The following is a 20,935-nucleotide window of genomic DNA, read 5'->3' on the forward strand; positions in this document are numbered from 1 at the left end:
GGCAGTCTATTCCCGACCGGCGCTCCGCTCGGTCGCGATGACACCCAGGAGCCGGCCGATCTGTTGTGGATCGTCCACACGCAGCGTCGCCGCAGTCTCGCCCGGTCCGACCCGCACACCGAGATCTTCGGCGGTCAGCACGCGCATCGCGTCCTCGTCGGTCACGTCGTCGCCGGCGAACAGAACGCCGGTGGCGCGGGTGCGCGCGCGCAGCGCGCCGATCGCGGCATCCTTGCCCTCGTCGCGCGACGAGAACTCGAGGATGCGGTCGCCCGCCCGCCGCCGCCAGTTCCTGGCGCGGCGGGCGAAGACCTCGTCGGCGCGCGCGAAGGCCGCCTTCTCGACGGCGGCGTCGGCCGGGCGGCCGTGGATGCCGATGCCGAAGGTCTTCGTCTCGAGCTCGACACCCGGGTATTCGCCCATGAGCGATGCCAGCTCGTCGAGCAGGGCGTCGCGCAGCTCGCGCTCCTCGTCGGTGCCTCCTGCATCCTGCTCCCCCGCCCCTGGGTACCAGTACTGCGCCCCGTGGGAGCCGGCGAGCACGATGGGCGAGTCGTCCGCGTGCTCGGCGATCTCGCGCAGGTGCACGAGGCTGCGGCCCGAGACGAAGGCGACGGTGGTGTCGGGCAGTACAGCCAGGCGCGCGATGGCATCCGACACTGCGGGGACGGCGCGAGCGGCCATCGGGTCGGTGACGAGCTCGGATGCCGTGCCGTCGAAGTCCAGCGCGACGAGCAGCCGGGGCGTGCGGGCGATCGCGGTGACGGCCGCGTCGGAGACGTCCGGGTCCCAGCCGCGGGTCATGACGCCCCCGATCGGTTGCGGGCGCCGGCGTCTTCCAGGGCGGTCAGGAACGACCGCGACCACGCGGAGACGTCGTTCTCGAGCACGCGCTTGCGCAGCGAGCGCATGCGCTTCGACTGCTCATGCCGCGGCATCTCGATGGCGGTCATGATCGCGTCCTTGACCCCCTCGATGTCGTGCGGGTTCACGCGCACGGCCTGCCGCAGCTCGTCGGCGGCGCCGGTGAACTCGCTCAGCACGAGCACTCCGCGGTTGTCGGCACGGGTGGCGATGTACTCCTTGGCGACGAGGTTCATGCCATCGCGCAGCGCGGTGACGAGCATCACGTCCGCGGCCAGGTACATGGCCACCATCTCCTCCCGCGGGAAGCCCTGGTGCAGATAGCGGATCGCGGTGTGCCCGAGCGTGTCGTGATCTCCGTTGATGCGGCCGATCGCGAGTTCGACCTCGTCGCGCAGGTGCATGTAGGCGTCGACGCGCTCACGACTCGGGCTGGCGACCTGGATGAAGGCGGCGTCCTCGACCGAGATGCGCCCCTGGTCGAGCAGCTCCCCGTAGGCCTTGATGCGGTGCCGGATGCCCTTGGTGTAGTCGAGCCTGTCGACGCCCAGCAGGATCCGCTTCGGATTGCCGAGTCCCTCGCGGATCTCGAGCGCGCGCGCCTTGATGTCGGGGCGCTGGGCCAGCTCGCGGTACGGCGTCGTGTCGATGGAGATCGGAAAGGCCTTCACCAGCGGAGTGCGTCCGTCGGGCAGCGCGATGGTGGTCGCCTTCGTCTCGTGGCCGAGGCGGCGCTTCGCCGCGGCGAGGAAGTTCGTGGCGTCCTGCGCGCGCTGGAAACCGATCACATCGGCGCCGAGCAGTCCGCGCAGCACCTGGTCCCGCCACGGCAGCTGTGCGTACAGCCCATGTGCGGGGAATGGGATGTGATGGAAGTAGCCCACGGTGATGTCGGGGCGCAGATTCCGCACCATCTCGGGTACGAGCTGCAGCTGGTAGTCGTGCACCCACACCGTGCCGCCCTTGGCGACCGCGGCGGCCGCGGCCTCGGCGAACCGCAGGTTCACCGTCACGTATGCCTCCCACCACTCGCGGTGGTACTGGGGCGGTGCGATCACGTCATGGTAGAGCGGCCAGATCGTATCGTTCGAGAAGCCCTCGTAGTACTCCTCGACCTCCTGCGCGCTGAGCCTGACGGGCAGCAGACGGATGCCGTCCGCCTCGAAGGGCGGGACGTCGAGGTCGGGCTGGCCGGCCCAGCCCACCCATGCTCCGTCGACGCTGCGCATCATCGGCTCGAGGGCGGCGACGAGTCCGCCCGGCGAGGTGCGCCAGATCTCCTCGCCGTCGGGGGTGATGATGCGGTCGACCGGAAGGCGGTTGGCGACGACGACGAACTCTGCGGCGGTCACGGGGACTCCTCTGCTCGGTGACTCCAGGCTACCGAGTGCCATCGACTCAGCGCCGGATCGGCGTCATGAAGCGATTCACGATGCCCGCGGCGACGACGATCGACGCGGCGATCAGCGGCATCAGCAGGGCTGCCCAGGTGCCGGTGTTCTCGGCGAGCTCGCCGGTGATCGCCGAGGCGAGCGCCTGCCCGACGACGACACCGGAGCCGAGCATCGTCATCACGGTCGCCGAGCGCCCGAGCGGACTGCGTGCCGCCCCGAGACTGTACTGCGTGACCAGTGTCGGGCCGACGCCGATGCCGAGGATCGCCAGCGCGACGAGCATCATCCCGACCGAGGTCGCCGTCACCACCAGCAGCGACCCCGCGAGCAGGATTCCGCCGAAGACCAGCCAGCGGGCGGCGAGGGTGAACCGGGGCGGCAGCCACGCGACGCCGAGGGCGAGGATCGCCGAACCGATGCCCATCACCCCGTACAGCAGACCGGCCTGCTCGGCGGCACCGCGATCGGCCATGAAGGCGGTCAGCGACGTGAGCGTCGCGCCGAAGAAGAGTCCGACACCGAAGATGCCCACCACGACCGTCAGCAGCGCAGGGCGGAACAGCTCCGACACCGCGGAGGGCGCGGCCCCGCCCGGTGTGCGCGACGCGGACACGTGACGTCCCGTGGGGTGCAATGCGAAGGCGCCCACGAACACGAGCGTCAGCACCGAGGCGACCGCGATGGGAGCCCAGGGCGCGATGAAGGACGCCAGGATGCCGACCAGGTCTCGTCGGCTGCGGACTCGTAGGACATCGTCGACGAGGTCGTGCGGGCGCGCCGCGCCGCCGGCATCCGCTCGTCGATGATCGTGACCAGTCGCGAACGCGACATCGGCGACACCTGCGGCGCCGTGGCGCCGATCGCGAAGCCGGCCAGAAGCACGGTCGGCTCGCCGAGCGGGCTGTAGACGACAACGGCGAACAGGGCGAGCATCGCCGCGTTGAGCACGGCGGCCGCGATCAGCACGGGCCGTTGGCCGTATCGGTCGGCCGCCGCGCCCAGGAACGGTCCGATCACGGCGGTGCCGACGCCGACGGCTGCGGAGGCGAGTCCGCCCAGTGAGAGCGAGCCGCGCGCGGTGACGACCATGGTGAGCACGCCGACCACCATCATCGCGAACGGCAGCCGCGCCACGAACGCGATGACGAAGTACGGCCAGCCGGCCAGGGCGAGCAGGCTCGGTGCAGCGGATGAGGACGATGTCTGTGCCATGGCTCTCGCGCGCCTGGGACGCGGGTCGGGTGCCGCCGATTTCCGCCGGGTCGCCGGCGGCCGGTAGATACACAGCTGAACTGTTGTCAACCCTACCGGAACAGCCGGCGCACTCGGCTACCGTTGACTCATGCGCTATCTCCTTCGCACCGGACTCTTCAGCGCCATCACCACCGGCGTGACCCTGCTGCGCGGTTCGCGCGAGCAGCAGATCACCTGGCGGGCGGTGCTCGCCTGGGTCAGCTGGGCGATCACACTCTCACTCGCCATCGGCGCCGTGAAGGACATGCGGCGACAGGAGAAGGGCCTGCCGGTCGCAACCGACTCGCCGTTCGCGCCGAAGCCCGACAAGAAGGACCGCCGCGAGAAGCGCCGCGATGAGGTCGCGCGGATCGCGAAGCAGCGCTGACCCTTCCGCCCGGCTCAGCGCGTGAGGATGAGTGCCTCTCCCTGACCGCCGCCGCCGCACAGCGCGGCGACTGCCGTACCGGAGCCGCGTTTGGCGAGCTGATGCGCGAGGTGCACGACCAGACGTGCGCCGCTGGCGCCTATCGGATGCCCGATCGCGATGCCACCGCCGTGCACGTTCACGATGTCGCTCGACAGGCCGAGTTCCTGCTGTGAGCGCGCCACGACGGCTCCGAACGCCTCATTGATCTCGACGAGATCGAGATCGGATGCCGTGATGCCCTGCTTCTCGAGGGCGCGTTCGATCGCGCGCGCCGGCTGGGCCTGCAGAGAGTTGTCCGGACCAGCCGTCTGTCCGTTGGCGCCGATGACGGCGAGGACCGGCCAGCCACGGGCATCCGCGTTCTCGCGCGTCGTGACGATGACGGCGGACGCGCCGTCGGAGATCTGCGAGGCGTTGCCGGCGGTGATCGTGCCGCCCTCGGCGAAGGCGGGGTGCAGACCGGCGAGAGACTCGACGGTCGTGTCGGGACGCACGCCCTCGTCCTTGGTCAGGACGAGCGGGGCGCCCTTGCGCTGCGGCACGGTGACCTCGACGATCTCGGCGGCGAAGGCGCCGTCGGCCTGGCCCCCCGCAGCTCGCTGGTGCGAGAGCGCGGCCACGGTGTCCTGCAGTTCGCGGGTCATCTCGTATCGCGGGTTGTGACGCTCGGTGGAGGCGCCCATGCTCTCGCGATCGTAGGCGTCGGTGAGCCCGTCATGGGCCATGTGATCGAGCACCTCGACGCTGCCGTAGGTCCAGCCGTCGCGGGATCCCATCAGCAGGTGGGGCGCGCGGGTCATCGATTCCATGCCGCCCGCGACGACGGTGGTGGCGTCGCCGGTGCGGATCATGCGGGCGGCGTCGATCACGGCGGTCAGACCCGACAGGCACACCTTGTTGACCGAGCTTGCGGGAACGTCCCACCCGATGCCGGCGCCGATCGCGGCCTGTCGGGCGGCGTTCTGTCCCGAGCCCGCGGCGAGGACCTGCCCCATGATCACGGCATCGATTTCCGTGGGAGAGATGGCCGCCTGCTCGAGTGCGCCCCTGATCGCGAAGGCGCCGAGCTGTGGCGCGGTGAACGGAGCGAGCTGCCCCTTGAGTCGCCCCTGTGGGGTGCGCGCGGCGGCGACGATGACGATATCGCTCATGACTTCTCCTTCAGCGACTCCGAGACGGTGAGTGCGGGCTCGGTCGCGTCGATGACCTCTTGCACGGTCACGCCGGGCGCGGTCTCGACGAGCACGAGTCCCTCATCAGTGACGTCGATCACCGCGAGGTCGGTGATGATGCGATCGACCACTCCCCTGCCCGTCAGCGGCAGCGAGCACTCGTTCACGATCTTCGCGGAGCCGTCCTTGGCGACGTGCTCCATCAGGATGATCACCCGTCCGGCGCCGTGCACGAGATCCATCGCGCCGCCCGGGCCCTTGACCATCTTGCCGGGGATCATCCAGTTCGCCAGGTCGCCGGTCGCCGACACCTGCATGGCGCCGAGGATCGCGGCGTCGATCTTGCCCCCGCGGATCATGCCGAAGCTGGTCGCCGAGTCGAAGAACGACGCTCCCGGCAGCAGCGTGACGGTCTCCTTGCCGGCGTTGATGAGGTCGGGGTCGACGTTCTCCTCGGTCGGGTAGGGGCCGACGCCGAGGATGCCGTTCTCGGACTGCAGCACCACGGTGACATCAGCCGGCACGTGGTTGGGCACGAGCGTCGGCAGCCCGATGCCGAGGTTCACGTACGAGCCGTCGGTGAGCTCCTGCGCGGCGCGAGCCGCCATCTGGTCACGGGTGAGTGCCATGTCAGTTCCCTCCCTGGGTGGCGGAGTCCGTCGAGGGGCGGACGGTACGGCGCTCGATGCGCTTCTCGATGTCGCCACCGACCTCGACGACGCGGTGCACGAAGACGCCGGGAAGATGGATGCTGTCGGCGTCGATCTCACCCGGCTCGACCAGCTGCTCGACCTGTGCGATGCAGACGCGCCCCGCCATCGCGGCGAGCGGATTGAAGTTCCGGGCCGCCTTGTTGAAGACCAGGTTGCCGTGCCGGTCGCCCTTGAATGCGTGCACGAGCGCGAAGTCTGTGGTGATGGACTCCTCGAGGACGAAGTCGCGCTGCTCACCGTGGAAGTCGAAGCTGCGCACCTCCTTCACCGGCGATGCGACCGCGACCGATCCGTCGGGGTTGTGCCGACGGGGCAGGCCGCCCTCGGCGACCTGCGTGCCGACGCCGGTCTGGGTGAAGAAGGCCGCGATGCCCGATCCACCGGCGCGGAGCTTCTCCGCGAGGGTGCCCTGCGGGGTGAGCTCCAGTTCGAGGTCACCCTCGAGGAACTGGCGCTCGAACTCCTTGTTCTCGCCGACGTACGACGAGGTCATCTTGCGGATGCGCTGCGAGCCGAGCAGGATGCCCAGGCCCCAGTCGTCGACACCGCAGTTGTTGCTGACGACGCTGAGCTCTGTGGTGCCCTGCGCGTGCAGCGCCTCGATGAGCGTCATCGGGTTACCCGAGAGTCCGAACCCACCGACGGCGAGTGATGCCCCGTCAGGGATGTCGGCCACGGCCTGCGCCGCGGATGCGATCTGCTTGTCGATCAAGGTCACTCCTTCGTGATGGGGTGTCTTCAGCATCCGTCCGCGCCGCCGTCGGCGGCAAGCCGATGCTTGCGATGTGGTCACCTTCCCGAGTAGCGTCCACATTATGGAATCGACGACCGCGCGCAAGCGCACGGTGCCGGGCGCGCAGGCGGTGGCCCGTGCGGCTTCCCTGCTTCGCTTGGTGACCGCATCGGCGGACGGCGCCCCGCTGCAGAGCCTGGCGCGCGATGCCGATCTGAGTCGATCCACCGCCCACCGCCTGCTCACGGCGCTGCGCGTGGAGGGCCTCGTCGACCAGGATGAGGCGACCTCGAAGTGGATGCCCGGTCCTGAGCTGTACCTGATGGGCACCGTGGCCGCCTCGCGCTACGACGTGACCGAGCTGTCCCGCGACATCGTGCGCTCGCTCGCGGTCAAGACCGAGGAGAGCGCGTTCCTGTCCACACGCCGCGCGGACGAGACCGTGTGCCTCGTCCGCGAGGAGGGTTCGTTCCCGATCCGCTCATTCGTGCTGAGTGAGGGCGTGCGCTTCCCGCTGGGTGTCGCCAGCGCGGGGCTCGCCATCTTGGCCTTCCTGCCTGACCACGATGTGGATGCCTATCTCGAGCGTCATCCCGAGCTGGAGGAGCGCTGGGGTCGCGCCCACGGAGATGTCCCGCTGCGCCGGCGGCTGCAGGAGACCATCTCGCGCGGATATGCCGTGAATCCGGGCCTCATCGTGGAGGGGTCCTGGGGCATAGGGGCGGCCGTGTTCGACCGCGAGGGCCGCCCCGAGTGGGCGCTGAGCCTGACGGGGGTGGAGTTCCGCTTCGGTCCCGAGCGGCTGCCGCAGCTGGGGCGCACGCTGCTCGCGCACGCCCACCAGCTGTCCTCCCGCATCGCGGGCTCGCGGCGTCAGGTCGCCGCCGGGAGCGCGGCGAGTTCCGCGCGCACCAGTTGACCGAGCGCAGCCGCGCCTCGTCGGCCCATCACCACGGTGTAGTGGTTCAGATCGTCAAGGTGCACATGCCGCACCGCGGGGTACTCGGCGAGCATCTTCTCGAGGTGAGCGGGCGGGTACAGGCCCGGCGTCTCGTTCTGCAGCCCGCGCGGCACCGTGATGAACAGCGTCGGCGTCGCCAGACCGGCGAGCGCGTCGGGCAGAGTCGATCCGGTGTTCATGTCGACCACGTCGTCGGCCATCACCGAGCCGCAGGTCGCCGATCGCATGGCATCGCCTTCGGGCACGAGATCGTAGGCGATGTACGCCTCGAGCTCGTCGCTCCAGTCGTCGGCGAAGGCGGGATGATCGCGCCAGAAGTCGGCGATGTAGGCGTCGACGTCCGCCCAGCGCTGTGAGAGCCGCTCGGCCACCGGTCCGAGGATCAGCTGCACGAGCTGCGCGGGCTGAATGCCCGGCGGCACGTCGAGCGGCAGGCCGCCGTCGACGAGCACCAGCCGGGTGACACGCTCCGGGTGTCGTCCGGCGAGGACCACGGCGACAAAGGCGCCCATGGAGTGCCCGACGACGGTCAGGCTGTCGACGTCGAGAGCGTCGAGCACGGCGGCGAGGTCATCGGCGTGGGCCGTCATGCCCGCCGAGCCCTGCACGGCGTTGCTCGCGCCGCGCCCGCGCAGGTCGGGGGCGATCACCCGCACCCCCGGCAGCTGCTCGACCACCAGCGGCCACGCCAGATGCGATGAGGTGACGCCGTGGACGGCGAGCACGGTGTGCTCGGCCCCACCGACCGGCTCCCAGACGCCCACACGCAGCTCTCCCCCGGCGACGGGAACATCGACCGTGCGATAGTCGTGTCCCCTCATCGGGCGCTCCATCCGCCGTCCATGGTGTATGACGCCCCAGTGACCATGCCGGCGGCATCCGACGCGAGCCAGCCGGCCAGCGACGCCACCTCGTCGGCCTCGACGAGACGCTTGATCGCGCTCTCGGTGAGCATGATCGTCTCCACGACCTCACTCTCGGGAATGCCGTGCACGGCCGCCTGATCGGCGATCTGCTTCTCGACCAGCGGCGTGCGCACGTAGCCGGGGTTGATGCAGTTGCTGGTCACACCGTGCGGGCCGCCCTCGAGCGCCGTCACCTTCGACAGCCCCTCGAGACCGTGCTTGGCGGCGACGTAGGCCGACTTGAACGCGCTGGCGCGCAGCCCGTGCACGCTGGAGATGTTGATCACCCGACCCCAGCCGCGGGAGTACATTCCCGGCAGCACCGCGCGGATCAGCAGGAACGGCGCCTCGAGCATGATCCTCTGGATGGTGCGGAATGCCGCCGGGTCGAAGTCCACGATCGGACTGACCCGCTGGATGCCGGCGTTGTTGACGAGGATGTCGGCCTCCAGCTCGAGGTCGTCCAGCGCGGCGGTGTCCGACAGATCGACGGTCCACACCTCGCCATCCACCTCGGCTGCGACGGTCGCTGCGGCATCCGCATCGAGGTCGGCGATGACCACGTGCGCTCCGCGGCCCGCGAACTCGACGGCGCACGCGCGCCCGATCCCGCTCGCACCGCCGGTGATCACGGCACGCCTGCCGGTCAGATCCTGCTCAGTCATCTGTCTTCCCCTCGGTGGTGTCCGGCCGCAGCGCGCGGGTGATGAAAGCAGTCATGCCGTCGAGCACCGCCGGGTCGATCTGCGCGGGCGGGCGGCCGTCAGCGTCCTTCTCCCAGAGCAGGTACCGCATGCCGATCAGCTCACCGGCGCCCATCAGCGCCCAGGCGACCACGTCGGTGTCGAGCTCGGCGGCGATCTCGCCGTCGCGCTGCGCGGCGGCCAATCCCGCCCGATAGCCGTCGACGATGCGCTCGTAGTGCAGCTTGAGCATCGCCGGCGACACGAACTCCGCCTCGCGCACGACCCGGTACAGCGCCGGGTGGGCCGCCGTGAACCGGAAGAACCCCTCGAATCCGAGCCGCTCGGCCTCGATGCGGTCGGCTGCCGTCGACATCGCCTCCGACATCGAGTGTCGGACGCGGCTGTTCAGATCGAGCACCAGCTCGTCGAAGACGGCCTGCTTGCCGTCGAAGTACAGATAGAACGTGCCCAGTGCCACACCGGCGTGCTCGGTGATCTTCACGATCGATGCCTCGTGGTAGCCGAGATCGGCGAACACCTGCTCGGCCGCCTCGAGCAGTCGGCGGCGGGTCTGCCGGCCGCGTGTGGTGAGAGGCCTGCCGGTGGCCGATGAGACCGGCGGGTCGTCAGTGTGCACGGTCATGGGTGTCCTCCTTCAGCGCCATCCGGCGCAGGCGTGCGCGGGCCACCTTGTCGATGGCGGCACGGGGCAGTTCGTCGATGAATTCGATGCGCGTGGGCAGTTTGAACGCCGCCAGCCGCTCGGCTGCGAAGGCGCTGAGCTCTTCGGCGGAGACCGGGCGTGCGGCGACCACGAAGGCCACGCCCCGCTCCCCCCAGACCGGGTCGGGCACGCCGACGACGGCGCACGCGGCGACCAGCGGATGCTCGGCGAGGGCGCGCTCCACCTCGGCGGGCGCGACGTTCTCACCGCCGGAGACGTAGATGTCCTTCAGCCGGTCGACGACCCGGTGGATGCCCTCGGCGTCGCGGTGCACCAGGTCTCCGGTGCGCAGCCAGTCCCCCGCCATCGCGCGCGCGGTCGCGTCGGGGTCGTCGAGGTATCCGGCGAACACGCTCTCGCCCCGCACCCACAGCTCGCCGGTCGCGGCGCCCTCGAGCGTCAGACCGGTGGCGGGATCCGCGATGCGCACGTCGACGCCGGGATACGGCAGCCCCACCGCGCCGGGATGCGCCGCGACGAGTTCCGAGGCCAGGTGGAGCACGTTGGGGCCGGCCTCGGTCAGGCCGTACCCCTGGGTGAACGCGAGCCCGCGCGTCGCCCAGGTGCGCACGAGGTCCTCGGGGATCGTCGCACCGCCGACGACGATGCGGCGCAGCGACGAGAGGGCGGCGGAGTGCCACAGCGGGTGCCGCTGCAGCATCCGATACTGCGTCGGAACGCCCATCATCGCCGTCACCCCGCGGTCGGAGATGAGCTGCAGCACCCGGCCGGGGTCGAATCCTCGTTCGAGCACCACGGTCGCTCCGCGCCACCAGGCCTGCAGCGGCTGCACGTTCCACGCGGCGACGTGGTATTGCGGCAGCATCGCCAGCACGATGTCGTCGGAGCCGAGGGGCATGGCCCTGTCGAGGGCGAGGTTGTTCCAGAAGCAGTTCTCATGGGTGAGCACGACGCCCTTCGGCGCCGCCTCGCTGCCAGAGGTGTAGATGACCAGCAGCGGATCGTCATCGCGCGCGGCACGGTGCGGGGCGGAGTGCGACGCCGTGGGCGCCTCGTGCTCGATGCCGGACACGCCCAGCGCGGCGCACGGAGGCCGCTCCCCCGTGATCTCCTGCGCTGCTGCGGCGAGCGCGGCGTGCTCATCCTCGATGAGCAGCAGCGCTGGACGCGTGCGCGAGATGAGGCCGGCCAGCTCGGATGGCGTCAATCGCCATGAGAGCGGCACGAACGCGATTCCCAGCTGCGCGCAGGCGAAGAACGCGACCACGTGGTCGGTGGAGTTGCCCGAGATCGTCGCGATCCGCTGACCGGCGCCGTAGCCCGCTTCGGTCAGGCGATCGGCCAGCCGCGTGACGCGGGCGGCGAGGGCGCGGTAGTCGGTGCGCACACCGCGATCGTCGATCGCGATACGAGCCGGGCCGGCGATCGCCCGGTCGTGCAGCCAGCGTCCGATGGTGTGCGCCCCGGCGGTACCGGTCATCGCGCCATCTCCGGCACGGACTCGGGCTCGGGCTCGGGCTCGTCGATCATGCTGAGCTCGGTCTCGTTGGCGCCGCGCCCGCGTCGGCGGCGGATCCACGAGTCCACGGTGCCGGCGATCCCGCCGGGCAGGAACATCACCACCAGGATGAACAGCACACCGAGGATGAACAGCGGCTCCGACAGCGGCACGCGCAGCACATCGGGCAGCTGCTGGATGCCCTCGGCGCGGGCGAGCACGGTCAGACGCTGATCGAGGATCGTATAGAGCACACCACCGAGGATCGCACCCCAGCGGAACCCGACGCCACCGAGGACCACCATCACCAGCACGGTGATCGTGAGATCGGCGCCGACCGCGGTGGGCTGGGTGCCCGATTGGAGCAGCAGATACGCCACGCCGGCGAGGGAGGCGCACAGCCCTGCGATGACGAACACGATCAGCTTGGCGCGCGTCGGCTGCAGGCCGAGTACCCGCACACGCAGGTCGTTCTCGCGGGCGGCCGCGGCGATGTGTCCCAGACGCGACCGGTCGACCCACAGCACCACCAGGTAGACGATCACGACGACGGCGAGCGCGACCCAGTACAGGTTGCGGGTGTTGATCACGCCGACGAGCCAGTCCGGCACACCGTCGGTGTTCAGGCTGAGGCCCTCCTCGCCGCCGGTGATGGCCTGGTTGCGGCGCACCAGCACCGAGCCGGCCTGGGCGAACGCCAGGGTGACCATCGCGAACGGGATGCCGTTGACGCGCATCGCGACGGCACCGGTGACCACGGCGATGACCAGGCCGCCCAGCAGTGCCACGAAGAGTCCCGGTACGAGCGGGAGCCTGACCGCCTCGAGCACGATGCCCAGTCCGTAGGCGCCGGCGCCGAAGTACAGCGCGTGCCCGAAGGAGAGCATGCCCGCGGTGCCCAGCAGCAGGTTGTACGACAGGGCGAGGGCGGCGAACACCATGCACAGCGACATCAGTGCGAGCGAACCGGGCGTGTACGTGGGACCGGGCAGGACGCCGGGGATCGACAGGTTCAGCAGCGGAAGGATGGCCAGCACGACGACGAGGGCGATGCCGACGACTGCCGGGATCCAGCGGGGGCGGGTCGTGGTGCGCATATCAGGCCTTCTTTCCCATGAGACCCGCGGGGCGCACCAGCAGGACGACGGCGAGCAGGATGACGACGATGAAGTCGCCGGTGCCGCCGAGATACGTGTTCGCGACCTGCTGCAGCACGGCGACGAGCACCGAGGCGATGGCGGCTCCGGTCAGCGAGCCGAGCCCGCCGACCACGGTGACGATGAATGCGAAGATCAGCAGGGTCGACCCGAGGTGGGCCGAGACATAGGTCAGCGCGTGCATGGCGAGCACCCCGCCGATGCCGGCGGCGGCGCCGCCGATCGCGAAGACGAGGGTGAACGAGCGGCGCACGTCGATGCCGAGGGCGGTGACCATCGATCGGTTCTCCACACCGGCGCGGATGATCATGCCGTAGCGGGTCTTGCGCAGGAAGATCACGAGACCTGCCAGTACGAGGCCTGCGGCGATGATGAGCACCCAGTACTTGTTCGGGATGCTGGCGCCGAGCACCTCGGTGGTCTGGCGCAGCCATGCCGGCCCGCGCACGTTGACCGGGTCCGTGCCCCAGATGCCCTCGAACAGGGCGATCGCGGCGAATGAGAGTCCGACGGTGACGAGCACCTGCTCGATGTGCCGTTCGTACAGGGGCCGGATCAGCAGCAACTCGGTGATCGCGGCGAAGACCGCCCCGACCAGGCCGCCGACGAGTATCGACAGCAGGAAGCCGCCCCAGCTGTCGACCCCGACGGCCTGGGCGACGGCCCATCCGACGAAGGCGCTGAGGGTGAGGAACGCGCCGTGTGCGAAGTTCAGCACGTGCATGAGGCCGTAGATCAGGCTGAGGCCGCTGGCGACGAGGAAGTACAGTGCGCCGAGCCCGAGGCCGATGATGAGGGTGAGGATCAGGGTGCTCATTTCGACTCCCTCCGGTCGCTCAATGCACCGCATACGTGCTCCTCCGCGCTGACGCCCAGCAGGCGACGGGTGAGGTCGGGGTCGTCGAGGATCTCGACGGCGCCGCCGGTGTGCACGACGCGCCCACCGGCGATCACGACCGCCTGGTCGGCCAGGCGGCGCACGACATCGAGGTTCTGCTCGACGAGCAGCATCGGGACTGTCTTGGCGGCCTCGGCGAGCGCGTCGGCCACTTCGGTGACGATTTTGGGGGCGAGTCCCTTGGTGGGCTCGTCGACCAGCAGCAGCCGGTTGTCGTTGATCAGGGCGCGGGCGACCGAGACCATCTGCTGCTGTCCGCCCGACAGCGTGCCGGCGCGCTGTTCGCGGCGGGCGACGAGGTCGGGGAACAGCTGGTCGACGAACGCGCGGCGCGGCTCGCGCTGCCGCTCGGCCAGGGCGAGGTTCTCGGCCACGGTGAGTCCGGCGAACACCTCGCGGTCTTCGGGGACGTAGCCGACACCGCGCTGCACGATGCGGTGGGTGCTCTGGGTGTCGATCCGCTGGCCGTCCAGCAGCACCTCGCCCTTGCGCGGGATGAGGCCGAGGATGCCGCGCAGCGTGGAGGTCTTCCCCGCGCCGTTTCGGCCGAGCACGGCGGTGATGCCGGTGGACGGCACCTCGAAGGTGACATCTTCGACGACCTGCTGGCCGGCGATGGACGCACTCAGGTGGCGGACCTGCAGGATGGGGGCGCTCATGCCGCCGTCCCCAGATAGGCGCTCTGCACGGTGGCGTTCTCCATGATCTTCTGTGGGGTGTCGACCGCGATGATGCTGCCGAAGTACATCACTGCGACGAGGTCGACCAGACCCATCAGCACCTCGATGTGGTGCTCGACCATCAGCACGGTGCAGCCGGTCTCGGCCTGCAGCCCTCGGATGCTGTCGACGAGGCCGGCGACGTCGCCGGAGGCGACGCCGGCCATGGGCTCGTCGAGAAGGACGAGGCGCGAGCGGGTGGCCAGCAGCACGGCGATCTCGAGCTTGCGCTTGTCGCCGTGGCTGATGTCGCCCGCGCGGGCGTCGAGGCGGTGGCCGAGTCCGACAGAGCGCAGCAGCTCCTCTGCGCGGATGCTGTCGGCATCCGACCGCTTCGGGAAGTGCAGCAGGGAGTAGCTGCCGCCGGATGCGGCCTGCACCGCGACGCGCACGTTCTCGTGCACGGTGAGCTGCGGGAACAGGCTGGAGGTCTGGAAGGTCCTCCCCAGCCCCGCCCTGGCGCGCTGTGGCACGCTCTCGCGGGTGATGTCCACGTCGTCCATCAGGATGCGGCCCGCGGTGGGCCGGATCACACCGGACACGGCGTTGAACAGCGTGGTCTTTCCCGCACCGTTCGGGCCGATGACGCCGACGAGGGCGCCCGGCTCGACGGTCAGGTCGACGTCCTTGAGGATCGTCGCGCCTCCGATGTCGAGTCCGAGGCCTTCGATCCGCAGGGATGCGCCGGCGGTGGGCGGGGCTGGGGTGTTCACGTGGTCTTCCTCCGAGAGCTCTCTGTGCGGGTCACGGAGCGACGTCGGCGGCGGGGACGGTGTCGACCAGCTCGGGCTTGAACGAGTCGCCGTCGGCGACGAGCCTGGCCTGGTACATGTCCTGCAGCAGGGCGTGGTCATCGGCGCGGACGGTGTTGGTGCCCTTCGGCCCCTCGAACTCGAAGCCCTCCAGTGCCGCGATCATCGCGTCGACGTCGCCCTTGCCCTCCTTGACCGCCTGCACCAGCATGATGGCGGCGTTGAAGCCGTCGGGGCTGAACAGATCGGCTTCGGCTCCGGCGGCCTCGAGGCCCTCGAGCATGGCGGTGTTGACCTCGTTGTCGGGCGCTTCGGCGAAGTAGTGGTTCAGGAAGTTGATCTGCTCCGAGGCGACGCCGTAGGCGCCGAAGGTGGCACGGTCTCCGAGTCCGGTGACGACGGGGATGTCGTCGAGCACGCCCTGCTGGCTCATGGCCTGCCACATCGCACCCGAGGTTGCGCCGGCCCAGGCCACGAACACGAGGTCGGGCTGTGCGGTGAGCACCTGCTGGGCGAACGGGGTGAACTCGGTGACGTCCTCGGCGACGAGCACGGGCTCGACCGTCGCGCCCTTGCCGCCGAGGATCGCCTCGACCGCGGCGACGTTGCCCTGCCCGAAGGCGTTGTTCTGGGCGAACACGGCGATCTTCTTGCCCTCGATGTCATCGAGGAAGGTACCAGCGGTGGCGACGTCCTGAGCGGACTGGCGCCCGGAGCGGAACGTGTAGTCGTTGATGCCGGTGACAGCGTCTGCGGCGGCCGGGCCGGAGATGAAGAGCACCTTGTTCTGCTCGGCCTGCTCGGCCATGGCGAGGGCGACACCCGATGAGGCGCTGCCCATCAGGATGTTCACGCCGTCGCCGATCAGCTCCTTGGCTGCGGTGACCGCGGTGTCGGGGTCACCGGCGTCGTCGCGGTTCTCGATGACGATCTTGATGCCGTCGACCTCGCTGGTGCCGTCGGTGGCGTAGTCGAGACCGACGGTGAACGCGTCGAGGTACTGCTTGCCGTAGCCCGCCAGCGGACCGGTCTCGCTGGTGATGACGCCGACGCGCACTTCGGAGGGCCCGGCGTCGCCGGTGTCGCCGGCGCCGGCATCCGCTTGCGGCGCGCACGCCGTCATGACGAGGGCGGCGGTGGCGAGCACCGAGCCCAGGAGCAACTTCTTCGTAACCCGCATCTGGATGCCTTTCAACGTTGGAAGGTCGGGAACATGAAACCCGATTCAGGTATTGGGATCGTAAGCCGATCCACGCGATCACGTCAAGCCGAGCCGAGATACATATCACCCGATATATACTTGCTGGCATGCAAAAAGCCGATGTCATCACCTCGATCGTCATCTCGGCCCACGGCCTTGCGCGCATCGCCGCACGGGATGCCGGAAACGACGCATCCTCAGCCCAGTGGCGCGCCCTGAGCATCCTCGAGCGCCAGGGCGGCATGCGACTGGGGGCGCTGGCGGCGACCGCACGCACCACCCAGCCGGGCATGACGCGCCTGATCGGCTCACTCGCGCATGCCGGTCTCGTCGAGCGGGCGGCCGACCCCGACGACTCGCGCGCCACGCTCGTGACACCCACACCCCGCGGACTCGAGGCGCTGCATGCCTGGCGCACGGAACTTCGCGACTCACTGGCCCCGCGCTTCAGTGCGCTCACCGACGAGGACTGGTCCGCTCTGCAGCGGGCCGCCGAGATCCTCGCTTCACGCACTGTCGGATCCACGCCGCCCACGAACCCCGAGACCACGACGGACACCACGACAGGAGAACGCGCATGACCGGCACACCCCAGGGTTCCATCTGGCGACAGCCGGCACAGGTCTGGGCAGTGGCGTTCGCCTGCGTCGTCGCCTTCATGGGCATCGGGCTCGTCGATCCGATCCTGCCCGCCATCGCCTACTCGCTGCAGGCGACGCCCGTCGAGACCGAGCTGCTGTTCACCAGCTACCTGCTGGTGACGGGCCTGGCCATGCTCATCACCAGCTGGATCTCGAGCCGGATCGGCGCGAAGGCGACGCTGCTGCTCGGCCTCGCCCTGATCGTGGTGTTCGCGCTGCTGTGCGCGCTCAGCAGCAGCGTCGACGCGGTGATCGGCTTCCGCGCCGGATGGGGTCTGGGTAACGCGCTGTTCATCTCCACGGCGCTCGCCACCATCGTCGGCGCCGCATCCGGCGGCAGCGGCGCGGCCATCGTGCTCTACGAGGCGGCGCTCGGACTGGGCATCGCGATCGGCCCCCTGCTGGGCGGACTTCTGGGCGAGATCAGCTGGCGCGGCCCGTTCTTCGGAGTGGTCGCGCTCATGTCGATCGGCTTCATCGCGGTGCTCGTCCTCGTGCGCGAACGGCGCGAGACGCGCGAGCCGATCCCGCTGTCGGCTCCGATCAGGGCCTTGCGTCATCCGGCGCTCGCCGCACTGGCGGTCACCGCGCTGTTCTACAACATCGGATTCTTCGTGCTGCTGGCGTTCTCGCCGTTCCCGCTCGGCTTCGGGGCCATGGGAATCGGCCTGACGTTCTTCGGCTGGGGCGTCGCCCTGGCGATCACCAGCGTGTGGCTGGCCCCCGCGCTCATGCGGCGCGTCGCCCGCACGACGATCATCCTGGTCACCCTGCCCCTGCTCGCACTCGACCTCATCGCCGCCGGCCTGCTGGTGGGCGATCCCGCCGCGCTGGTCGTCTGCATCATCGTGGGCGGCCTGCTGCTGGGAGTGATGAACACGGTGCTGACCGAGGCGGTGATGGAGGCCACCGACCTGCCGCGCGCGGTGGCGTCGTCGGCGTACTCGGCCGTGCGCTTCCTGGGCGGCGCGATGGCTCCGCCCATCGCCGCCGCGCTCGCGCACGTCTGGGGCGAGACCGTGCCGTACCTCTTCGCCGCAGCCGCGGTGCTGATCGCCGCACTGACCGTGCTGCTCGCGCGCCGTGTGCTGGGACACATCGACGATCCCGGCGCGGGTGAACAGGAGCACGCAGCCGCTATCGTCGTGGGAGACGCCGCCTGAGGCATCCGAGCCTTCCACACGGCCCACCGGCCGGGCGGCCGCACCCGACCGCGCAGAGGAGCCTGATCCCGTGACCACCGACGCCCTCCCCAGCCGCAGCCGCATCGTGCACGAGCACCTCGCCGCCGCGGGCATACAGAGCCACATCGTCGTGCTGCCCGACTCCGCACGCACCGCGGCGCTTGCCGCCCAGGCCATCGGCTGCGAGGTCGGGGCGATCGCGAACAGCCTGGTGCTGGTCGCCGATGGCGAGCCGATCCTGGTGATGACCAGCGGCGCACACCGCGTGGACTTCGCCGTTCTCGCGGACAGCATCGGGGCGACCACGGTCGCCATGGCACCGGCTCCGGTGGTGCGCTCGGCCACCGGTCAGGTCATCGGCGGGGTCGCGCCGGTCGGCCATCCCGCACCGCTGCCCACCTACCTCGATGAGGATCTGGGTGCGTTCGATGAGATCTGGACGGCGGGCGGTACGCCCGAGACGGTCATGCCCCTGACTTTCGCGCAGCTGAAGACGGTCACGGCCGGGCGGGTGGTTCCGGTCGCGTAGACCGCTATTCGACCATGATGTCCTCGATCTCGAGGTCCTCGTCGAGCAGACAGTAGATCATCAGGTCGGGATACTCCTCGGGGGCGATGTACAGCAGCGTCATGCCGCCGTCGCCGAAGACGACGACCCCATCGAGCGAGATATCCGCGCGCAGCGATCGCAGCGCCTCGTCGAGGTCGACGTCGTCGTCATCCTCGTACGCGGCGTCGGTGAGCTCCTCGGCGACCTCGCGTTCGCGTGCGTCGAGGATCTCCTCGGTCAACCGCGCGAGCGCGTGCTGCACGGTCTCCTGCATCACGTCCAGATCCGGCATGTCCTCCGGCTCGAACACCTCGTCGTCGTCATCGTCATCGTCATCGTCGTCGTCATCGTCGTCGTCATCGTCGCGCTCGAACTCCTCGTCGAACTCGTACTCCACCGTCACGCGACGCCCACCGGGAAGCTCGACGCCGGCCGTCAGCGCGCCGTCTTCATCGGTGTCGATGTCCTCAAGCTCGATCATCAGAACCTCCTTGCCGACATGTTCTCACCGCTCCGCGCCGGACGGAAGAGGGGATGCCCGTAGGGTCGGTGCCATGAGAAGAACACGCGGAGGCGTCGTCGACGTCGACTCACTCGAGGACTTCGACCGTCGCCTCTCGTGCGGCGTGCACGCGCTGGCCGGGTGGCGCCTGCGCGATGTCGACCTCACCCGACGTGGTCGGGCACTGCAGGCGGTCGACGTCGCCGGGGCGCTCTTCCTCGGATGCGACCTGCTGAGCGATGACGAGGAGTCCATCCGTGCTCGCGGGGCCGTGGTGTTCCCGTCGGTGCCCGACGTGCCGGTGGACACCTACCGCACGACGCTGTACTCGCCGCGCGAGCTCTTCGGCACCGCCGACTATCCGCGCAGCTTCGACGCAACCGTGTACGCCTGGTCGCAGCGCGAGATCACCCGTGATGCGGCGCTCGCGCAGGCGCTGCACGATCACAGCATCGGCATCGCGCTGGAGAGCTGGGTCTCGCATCGCCGCCTGGTCGGGGTGATGGGAGGGCACAGCGCATTGCGCGGAGACCGCACGTACGTCGACGGGGCGACGTTGGGTCGGATGCTGTCGCAGACCCATACGGTCGCCACCGGCGGCGGACCGGGGGCGATGGAGGCGGTGAACCTCGGCGGGTACCTCGCCCGCTATGACCAGGATGCCCTTGATGAGGCGGTCACGATGCTGTCGGCCGTGCCGAGCTTCACCCCGACGATCGGAGCGTGGGCTGAGGCCGCCTTCGCAGTGCAGGAGCGCTTCCCGGACGGCGCGGAGTCACTGGGCATCCCGACGTGGCATTACGGCCACGAGCCGCCCAACCCCTTCGCGTCCGCGGTCGCGAAGTACTTCCACAACGCCCAGCGCGAGGCGATCCTGCTCGAGATCTGCGCGGGCGGGATCGTGTTCCTGCCCGGCGCCGGCGGCACCGTGCAGGAGATCTTCCAGGACGCGTGCGAGAACTACTACGCCGACGAGTCGTCGATCGCGCCGATGGTGCTCGTCGGACGACGGTACTGGACCGAGGAGCTGCCGGCCTGGCCGCTGCTGCGCGCGCTGGCGAAGGGGCGTCCGATGCAGAACCACGTGCATCTGGTCGAGACGGTGCAGGAGGCGGCTGCGCTCGTGCAGGAGGCGGCTGCGCTCGTGCAGGAGCGCCCGGGAGGGCTCGCTGCCGACCTCTGAACCCGCGGGCCGTTCATCACCCGGCTCTGGAAGACTGCACTGATGGACAGGCTCCTCCTCGTACGTCACGCCCAGGCCACCGGTCACGGGCACGCGGATCCAGCACTCAGCGCCGCAGGAGAGCTGCAGGCACGACAGCTCGCGGCACGCCTGTCCGGCGAACCCGTGGCTCGCGTGCTCAGCAGCCCGAGGCTGCGAGCTCAGCAGACCTCGTCCGCGATCGGCCGATCCTGTGGACTCGCACCCGAGATCGTGCCGATGATCGATGACCTCACACCGATGCCGTCGGCAGAGCGCTGGACGGACTATCCGGAACACCGCTGGGAGTGGCTGCACGACACGCCACCAGAGGAGCGGGACGAAAACGGAGTCGCGCTGCAGACGGCCTGGACAGTTCTGTCGGAGATGATCACCGGCGCGACCCCCGGCACGCTCGTCGTGGTCACCCACGCGTTCGTCATCGGCAGCTTCGTCTCGGCGGCGCTGGCAGCCCCGCCCTCGGCATGGATGCTGCTCCCTGTCGAAAACACGGGCGTCACAGAGATGCAGCGCCGTTCGAACGGCGAGCTCGCCGTGCTCCGGTTCAACGACACCTGCCACCTCGAGCCCGCTCGAACGTGACCAGATCGTGAACCTCGGAACGTCACCAGATCGTGAATATCGACCCGGAAGCGAAAAAGCCCCGGAATCTGGCGAGAGATTCCGGGGCTTATCCGTGCGCCCCCAGGGACTTGAACCCTGAACCCATTGATTAAGAGTCAATTGCTCTGCCGATTGAGCTAGAGGCGCATGGCCGGGTAACCCGACCGAGGAATTACATTACCAGCGCCCGGGGGCCGCATCAAATCGGGGCCATCCCGGGCGCGTTGAGGCG

Annotated in this window: 24 protein-coding genes and 1 tRNA gene; 7 read left to right on the forward strand and 18 right to left on the reverse strand. The window is 69.6% G+C overall.

Going from position 1 to position 20,935, the window contains the following annotated elements:
* Positions 1-6: 6 nt before the first annotated feature.
* Genes otsB through WDU99_RS05370 form a run of 4 tightly spaced genes read right to left on the reverse strand, consistent with a single transcriptional unit; the run spans position 7 to position 3,470 of the window.
* Entirely contained in the window at positions 7-804 is a 798-nt protein-coding gene (otsB, locus tag WDU99_RS05355) for a trehalose-phosphatase (RefSeq protein ID WP_337331395.1), read from the reverse strand.
* Entirely contained in the window at positions 801-2,258 is a 1,458-nt protein-coding gene (locus WDU99_RS05360) for an alpha,alpha-trehalose-phosphate synthase (UDP-forming) (protein WP_337331396.1), read from the reverse strand. Before WDU99_RS05360 ends, otsB begins: the two co-directional genes overlap by 4 nt.
* Before the next feature lie 4 nt (positions 2,259-2,262).
* Entirely contained in the window at positions 2,263-2,925 is a 663-nt protein-coding gene (locus WDU99_RS05365) for an MFS transporter (protein ID WP_337331397.1), read from the reverse strand.
* Positions 2,919-3,470 carry an MFS transporter gene (locus WDU99_RS05370; RefSeq protein WP_337331398.1) on the reverse strand — a complete coding sequence of 184 codons (552 nt, stop codon included), beginning with the start codon at positions 3,468-3,470 and terminating at the stop codon, positions 2,919-2,921. Before WDU99_RS05370 ends, WDU99_RS05365 begins: the two co-directional genes overlap by 7 nt.
* A gap of 130 nt (positions 3,471-3,600) precedes the next feature.
* On the opposite strand from WDU99_RS05370, the gene WDU99_RS05375 reads away from it, so the two are divergent.
* Complete coding sequence (locus WDU99_RS05375) at positions 3,601-3,879, forward strand: hypothetical protein (RefSeq protein WP_337331399.1); 279 nt, start codon at positions 3,601-3,603, stop codon at positions 3,877-3,879.
* Between the two features lie 14 nt (positions 3,880-3,893).
* On the opposite strand, the gene WDU99_RS05380 is transcribed toward WDU99_RS05375, so the two are convergent.
* Genes WDU99_RS05380 through WDU99_RS05390 form a run of 3 tightly spaced genes read right to left on the reverse strand, consistent with a single transcriptional unit; the run spans position 3,894 to position 6,518 of the window.
* The gene (locus tag WDU99_RS05380; protein ID WP_337331400.1) at positions 3,894-5,072 is read right to left on the reverse strand and encodes an acetyl-CoA C-acetyltransferase; all 1,179 of its coding nucleotides are present in this window, start codon (positions 5,070-5,072) and stop codon (positions 3,894-3,896) included.
* Entirely contained in the window at positions 5,069-5,722 is a 654-nt protein-coding gene (locus WDU99_RS05385) for a CoA transferase subunit B (RefSeq protein WP_337331401.1), read from the reverse strand. Before WDU99_RS05385 ends, WDU99_RS05380 begins: the two co-directional genes overlap by 4 nt.
* A gap of 1 nt (position 5,723) precedes the next feature.
* Positions 5,724-6,518, reverse strand: coding sequence for a CoA transferase subunit A (locus tag WDU99_RS05390; protein ID WP_337331402.1), 795 nt, complete (start codon positions 6,516-6,518; stop codon positions 5,724-5,726).
* 103 nt (positions 6,519-6,621) lie between these two features.
* Between WDU99_RS05390 and WDU99_RS05395 the strand changes: the two genes are divergently transcribed.
* On the forward strand, positions 6,622-7,458 hold the full coding sequence (locus WDU99_RS05395; protein ID WP_337331403.1) for an IclR family transcriptional regulator: 837 nt from the start codon (positions 6,622-6,624) through the stop codon (positions 7,456-7,458).
* Here the strand turns inward: WDU99_RS05395 and WDU99_RS05400 are convergent.
* The 9 genes from WDU99_RS05400 to WDU99_RS05440 are packed head-to-tail and all read right to left on the reverse strand — an operon-like array spanning position 7,413 to position 15,980.
* On the reverse strand, positions 7,413-8,321 hold the full coding sequence (locus tag WDU99_RS05400; protein WP_337331404.1) for an alpha/beta fold hydrolase: 909 nt from the start codon (positions 8,319-8,321) through the stop codon (positions 7,413-7,415). The genes WDU99_RS05395 and WDU99_RS05400 overlap by 46 nt on opposite strands.
* Positions 8,318-9,070 carry a 3-hydroxybutyrate dehydrogenase gene (locus tag WDU99_RS05405; RefSeq protein WP_337331405.1) on the reverse strand — a complete coding sequence of 251 codons (753 nt, stop codon included), beginning with the start codon at positions 9,068-9,070 and terminating at the stop codon, positions 8,318-8,320. The genes WDU99_RS05400 and WDU99_RS05405 overlap by 4 nt, the downstream gene beginning before the upstream one ends.
* On the reverse strand, positions 9,063-9,734 hold the full coding sequence (locus WDU99_RS05410; protein ID WP_337331406.1) for a TetR/AcrR family transcriptional regulator: 672 nt from the start codon (positions 9,732-9,734) through the stop codon (positions 9,063-9,065). The genes WDU99_RS05405 and WDU99_RS05410 overlap by 8 nt, the downstream gene beginning before the upstream one ends.
* Positions 9,718-11,256: a class I adenylate-forming enzyme family protein gene (locus WDU99_RS05415; protein WP_337331407.1), complete on the reverse strand. Its 1,539-nt coding sequence runs from the start codon at positions 11,254-11,256 to the stop codon at positions 9,718-9,720. Before WDU99_RS05415 ends, WDU99_RS05410 begins: the two co-directional genes overlap by 17 nt.
* Positions 11,253-12,371 carry a branched-chain amino acid ABC transporter permease gene (locus WDU99_RS05420; protein WP_337331408.1) on the reverse strand — a complete coding sequence of 373 codons (1,119 nt, stop codon included), beginning with the start codon at positions 12,369-12,371 and terminating at the stop codon, positions 11,253-11,255. Before WDU99_RS05420 ends, WDU99_RS05415 begins: the two co-directional genes overlap by 4 nt.
* Position 12,372: 1 nt before the next feature.
* Positions 12,373-13,248: a branched-chain amino acid ABC transporter permease gene (locus WDU99_RS05425; protein WP_337331409.1), complete on the reverse strand. Its 876-nt coding sequence runs from the start codon at positions 13,246-13,248 to the stop codon at positions 12,373-12,375.
* Complete coding sequence (locus tag WDU99_RS05430) at positions 13,245-13,988, reverse strand: ABC transporter ATP-binding protein (protein WP_337331410.1); 744 nt, start codon at positions 13,986-13,988, stop codon at positions 13,245-13,247. Before WDU99_RS05430 ends, WDU99_RS05425 begins: the two co-directional genes overlap by 4 nt.
* The gene (locus WDU99_RS05435) at positions 13,985-14,761 is read right to left on the reverse strand and encodes an ABC transporter ATP-binding protein (RefSeq protein WP_337331411.1); all 777 of its coding nucleotides are present in this window, start codon (positions 14,759-14,761) and stop codon (positions 13,985-13,987) included. Before WDU99_RS05435 ends, WDU99_RS05430 begins: the two co-directional genes overlap by 4 nt.
* 31 nt (positions 14,762-14,792) lie before the next feature.
* Complete coding sequence (locus tag WDU99_RS05440; protein ID WP_337331412.1) at positions 14,793-15,980, reverse strand: substrate-binding domain-containing protein; 1,188 nt, start codon at positions 15,978-15,980, stop codon at positions 14,793-14,795.
* Between the two features lie 128 nt (positions 15,981-16,108).
* Between WDU99_RS05440 and WDU99_RS05445 the strand changes: the two genes are divergently transcribed.
* The 3 genes from WDU99_RS05445 (at position 16,109) to WDU99_RS05455 (ending at position 18,355) form a co-directional block, all read left to right on the forward strand.
* The gene (locus tag WDU99_RS05445) at positions 16,109-16,582 is read left to right on the forward strand and encodes a MarR family winged helix-turn-helix transcriptional regulator (RefSeq protein ID WP_337331413.1); all 474 of its coding nucleotides are present in this window, start codon (positions 16,109-16,111) and stop codon (positions 16,580-16,582) included.
* Positions 16,579-17,805 (forward strand): MFS transporter, encoded by a 1,227-nt coding sequence (locus WDU99_RS05450; protein WP_337331414.1) that lies wholly within the window; start codon positions 16,579-16,581, stop codon positions 17,803-17,805. The genes WDU99_RS05445 and WDU99_RS05450 overlap by 4 nt, the downstream gene beginning before the upstream one ends.
* 70 nt (positions 17,806-17,875) lie before the next feature.
* Positions 17,876-18,355 (forward strand): YbaK/EbsC family protein, encoded by a 480-nt coding sequence (locus WDU99_RS05455; RefSeq protein ID WP_337331415.1) that lies wholly within the window; start codon positions 17,876-17,878, stop codon positions 18,353-18,355.
* 4 nt (positions 18,356-18,359) lie between these two features.
* Here the strand turns inward: WDU99_RS05455 and WDU99_RS05460 are convergent, their stop codons facing one another.
* Positions 18,360-18,857 (reverse strand): hypothetical protein, encoded by a 498-nt coding sequence (locus WDU99_RS05460; protein WP_337331416.1) that lies wholly within the window; start codon positions 18,855-18,857, stop codon positions 18,360-18,362.
* Positions 18,858-18,930: 73 nt separating this feature from the next.
* Here WDU99_RS05460 and WDU99_RS05465 point away from each other — a divergent pair, with 73 nt between their 5' ends.
* Together WDU99_RS05465 and WDU99_RS05470 are read left to right on the forward strand one after the other, a co-directional pair.
* The gene (locus WDU99_RS05465; RefSeq protein WP_337331417.1) at positions 18,931-20,061 is read left to right on the forward strand and encodes an LOG family protein; all 1,131 of its coding nucleotides are present in this window, start codon (positions 18,931-18,933) and stop codon (positions 20,059-20,061) included.
* 42 nt (positions 20,062-20,103) lie between these two features.
* Complete coding sequence (locus WDU99_RS05470) at positions 20,104-20,682, forward strand: histidine phosphatase family protein (protein ID WP_337331418.1); 579 nt, start codon at positions 20,104-20,106, stop codon at positions 20,680-20,682.
* A 95-nt stretch (positions 20,683-20,777) separates the two neighbouring features.
* Here WDU99_RS05470 and WDU99_RS05475 read toward each other — a convergent pair.
* A tRNA-Lys gene (locus WDU99_RS05475) sits at positions 20,778-20,850 on the reverse strand.
* Positions 20,851-20,935: the final 85 nt, after the last annotated feature.

Origin of the sequence: Microbacterium bandirmense (assembly GCF_037204185.1) — a bacterium.
Lineage (GTDB): Bacteria > Actinomycetota > Actinomycetes > Actinomycetales > Microbacteriaceae > Microbacterium > Microbacterium bandirmense.

Coding starts and splice junctions, on each gene's coding strand:
- otsB (WP_337331395.1), bottom strand. CDS start 804: ATGACCCGCGGCTGGGACCCGGACGTCTCCGACGCGGCCGTCACCGCG.
- WDU99_RS05380 (WP_337331400.1), bottom strand. CDS start 5,072: ATGAGCGATATCGTCATCGTCGCCGCCGCGCGCACCCCACAGGGGCGA.
- WDU99_RS05425 (WP_337331409.1), bottom strand. CDS start 13,248: ATGAGCACCCTGATCCTCACCCTCATCATCGGCCTCGGGCTCGGCGCA.
- WDU99_RS05410 (WP_337331406.1), bottom strand. CDS start 9,734: ATGACCGTGCACACTGACGACCCGCCGGTCTCATCGGCCACCGGCAGG.
- WDU99_RS05470 (WP_337331418.1), top strand. CDS start 20,104: ATGGACAGGCTCCTCCTCGTACGTCACGCCCAGGCCACCGGTCACGGG.
- WDU99_RS05400 (WP_337331404.1), bottom strand. CDS start 8,321: ATGAGGGGACACGACTATCGCACGGTCGATGTTCCCGTCGCCGGGGGA.
- WDU99_RS05415 (WP_337331407.1), bottom strand. CDS start 11,256: ATGACCGGTACCGCCGGGGCGCACACCATCGGACGCTGGCTGCACGAC.
- WDU99_RS05440 (WP_337331412.1), bottom strand. CDS start 15,980: ATGCGGGTTACGAAGAAGTTGCTCCTGGGCTCGGTGCTCGCCACCGCC.
- WDU99_RS05465 (WP_337331417.1), top strand. CDS start 18,931: ATGAGAAGAACACGCGGAGGCGTCGTCGACGTCGACTCACTCGAGGAC.
- WDU99_RS05445 (WP_337331413.1), top strand. CDS start 16,109: ATGCAAAAAGCCGATGTCATCACCTCGATCGTCATCTCGGCCCACGGC.
- WDU99_RS05385 (WP_337331401.1), bottom strand. CDS start 5,722: ATGGCACTCACCCGTGACCAGATGGCGGCTCGCGCCGCGCAGGAGCTC.
- WDU99_RS05405 (WP_337331405.1), bottom strand. CDS start 9,070: ATGACTGAGCAGGATCTGACCGGCAGGCGTGCCGTGATCACCGGCGGT.
- WDU99_RS05360 (WP_337331396.1), bottom strand. CDS start 2,258: ATGGCACTCGGTAGCCTGGAGTCACCGAGCAGAGGAGTCCCCGTGACC.
- WDU99_RS05460 (WP_337331416.1), bottom strand. CDS start 18,857: ATGATCGAGCTTGAGGACATCGACACCGATGAAGACGGCGCGCTGACG.
- WDU99_RS05420 (WP_337331408.1), bottom strand. CDS start 12,371: ATGCGCACCACGACCCGCCCCCGCTGGATCCCGGCAGTCGTCGGCATC.
- WDU99_RS05370 (WP_337331398.1), bottom strand. CDS start 3,470: ATGGCACAGACATCGTCCTCATCCGCTGCACCGAGCCTGCTCGCCCTG.
- WDU99_RS05450 (WP_337331414.1), top strand. CDS start 16,579: ATGACCGGCACACCCCAGGGTTCCATCTGGCGACAGCCGGCACAGGTC.
- WDU99_RS05430 (WP_337331410.1), bottom strand. CDS start 13,988: ATGAGCGCCCCCATCCTGCAGGTCCGCCACCTGAGTGCGTCCATCGCC.
- WDU99_RS05375 (WP_337331399.1), top strand. CDS start 3,601: ATGCGCTATCTCCTTCGCACCGGACTCTTCAGCGCCATCACCACCGGC.
- WDU99_RS05395 (WP_337331403.1), top strand. CDS start 6,622: ATGGAATCGACGACCGCGCGCAAGCGCACGGTGCCGGGCGCGCAGGCG.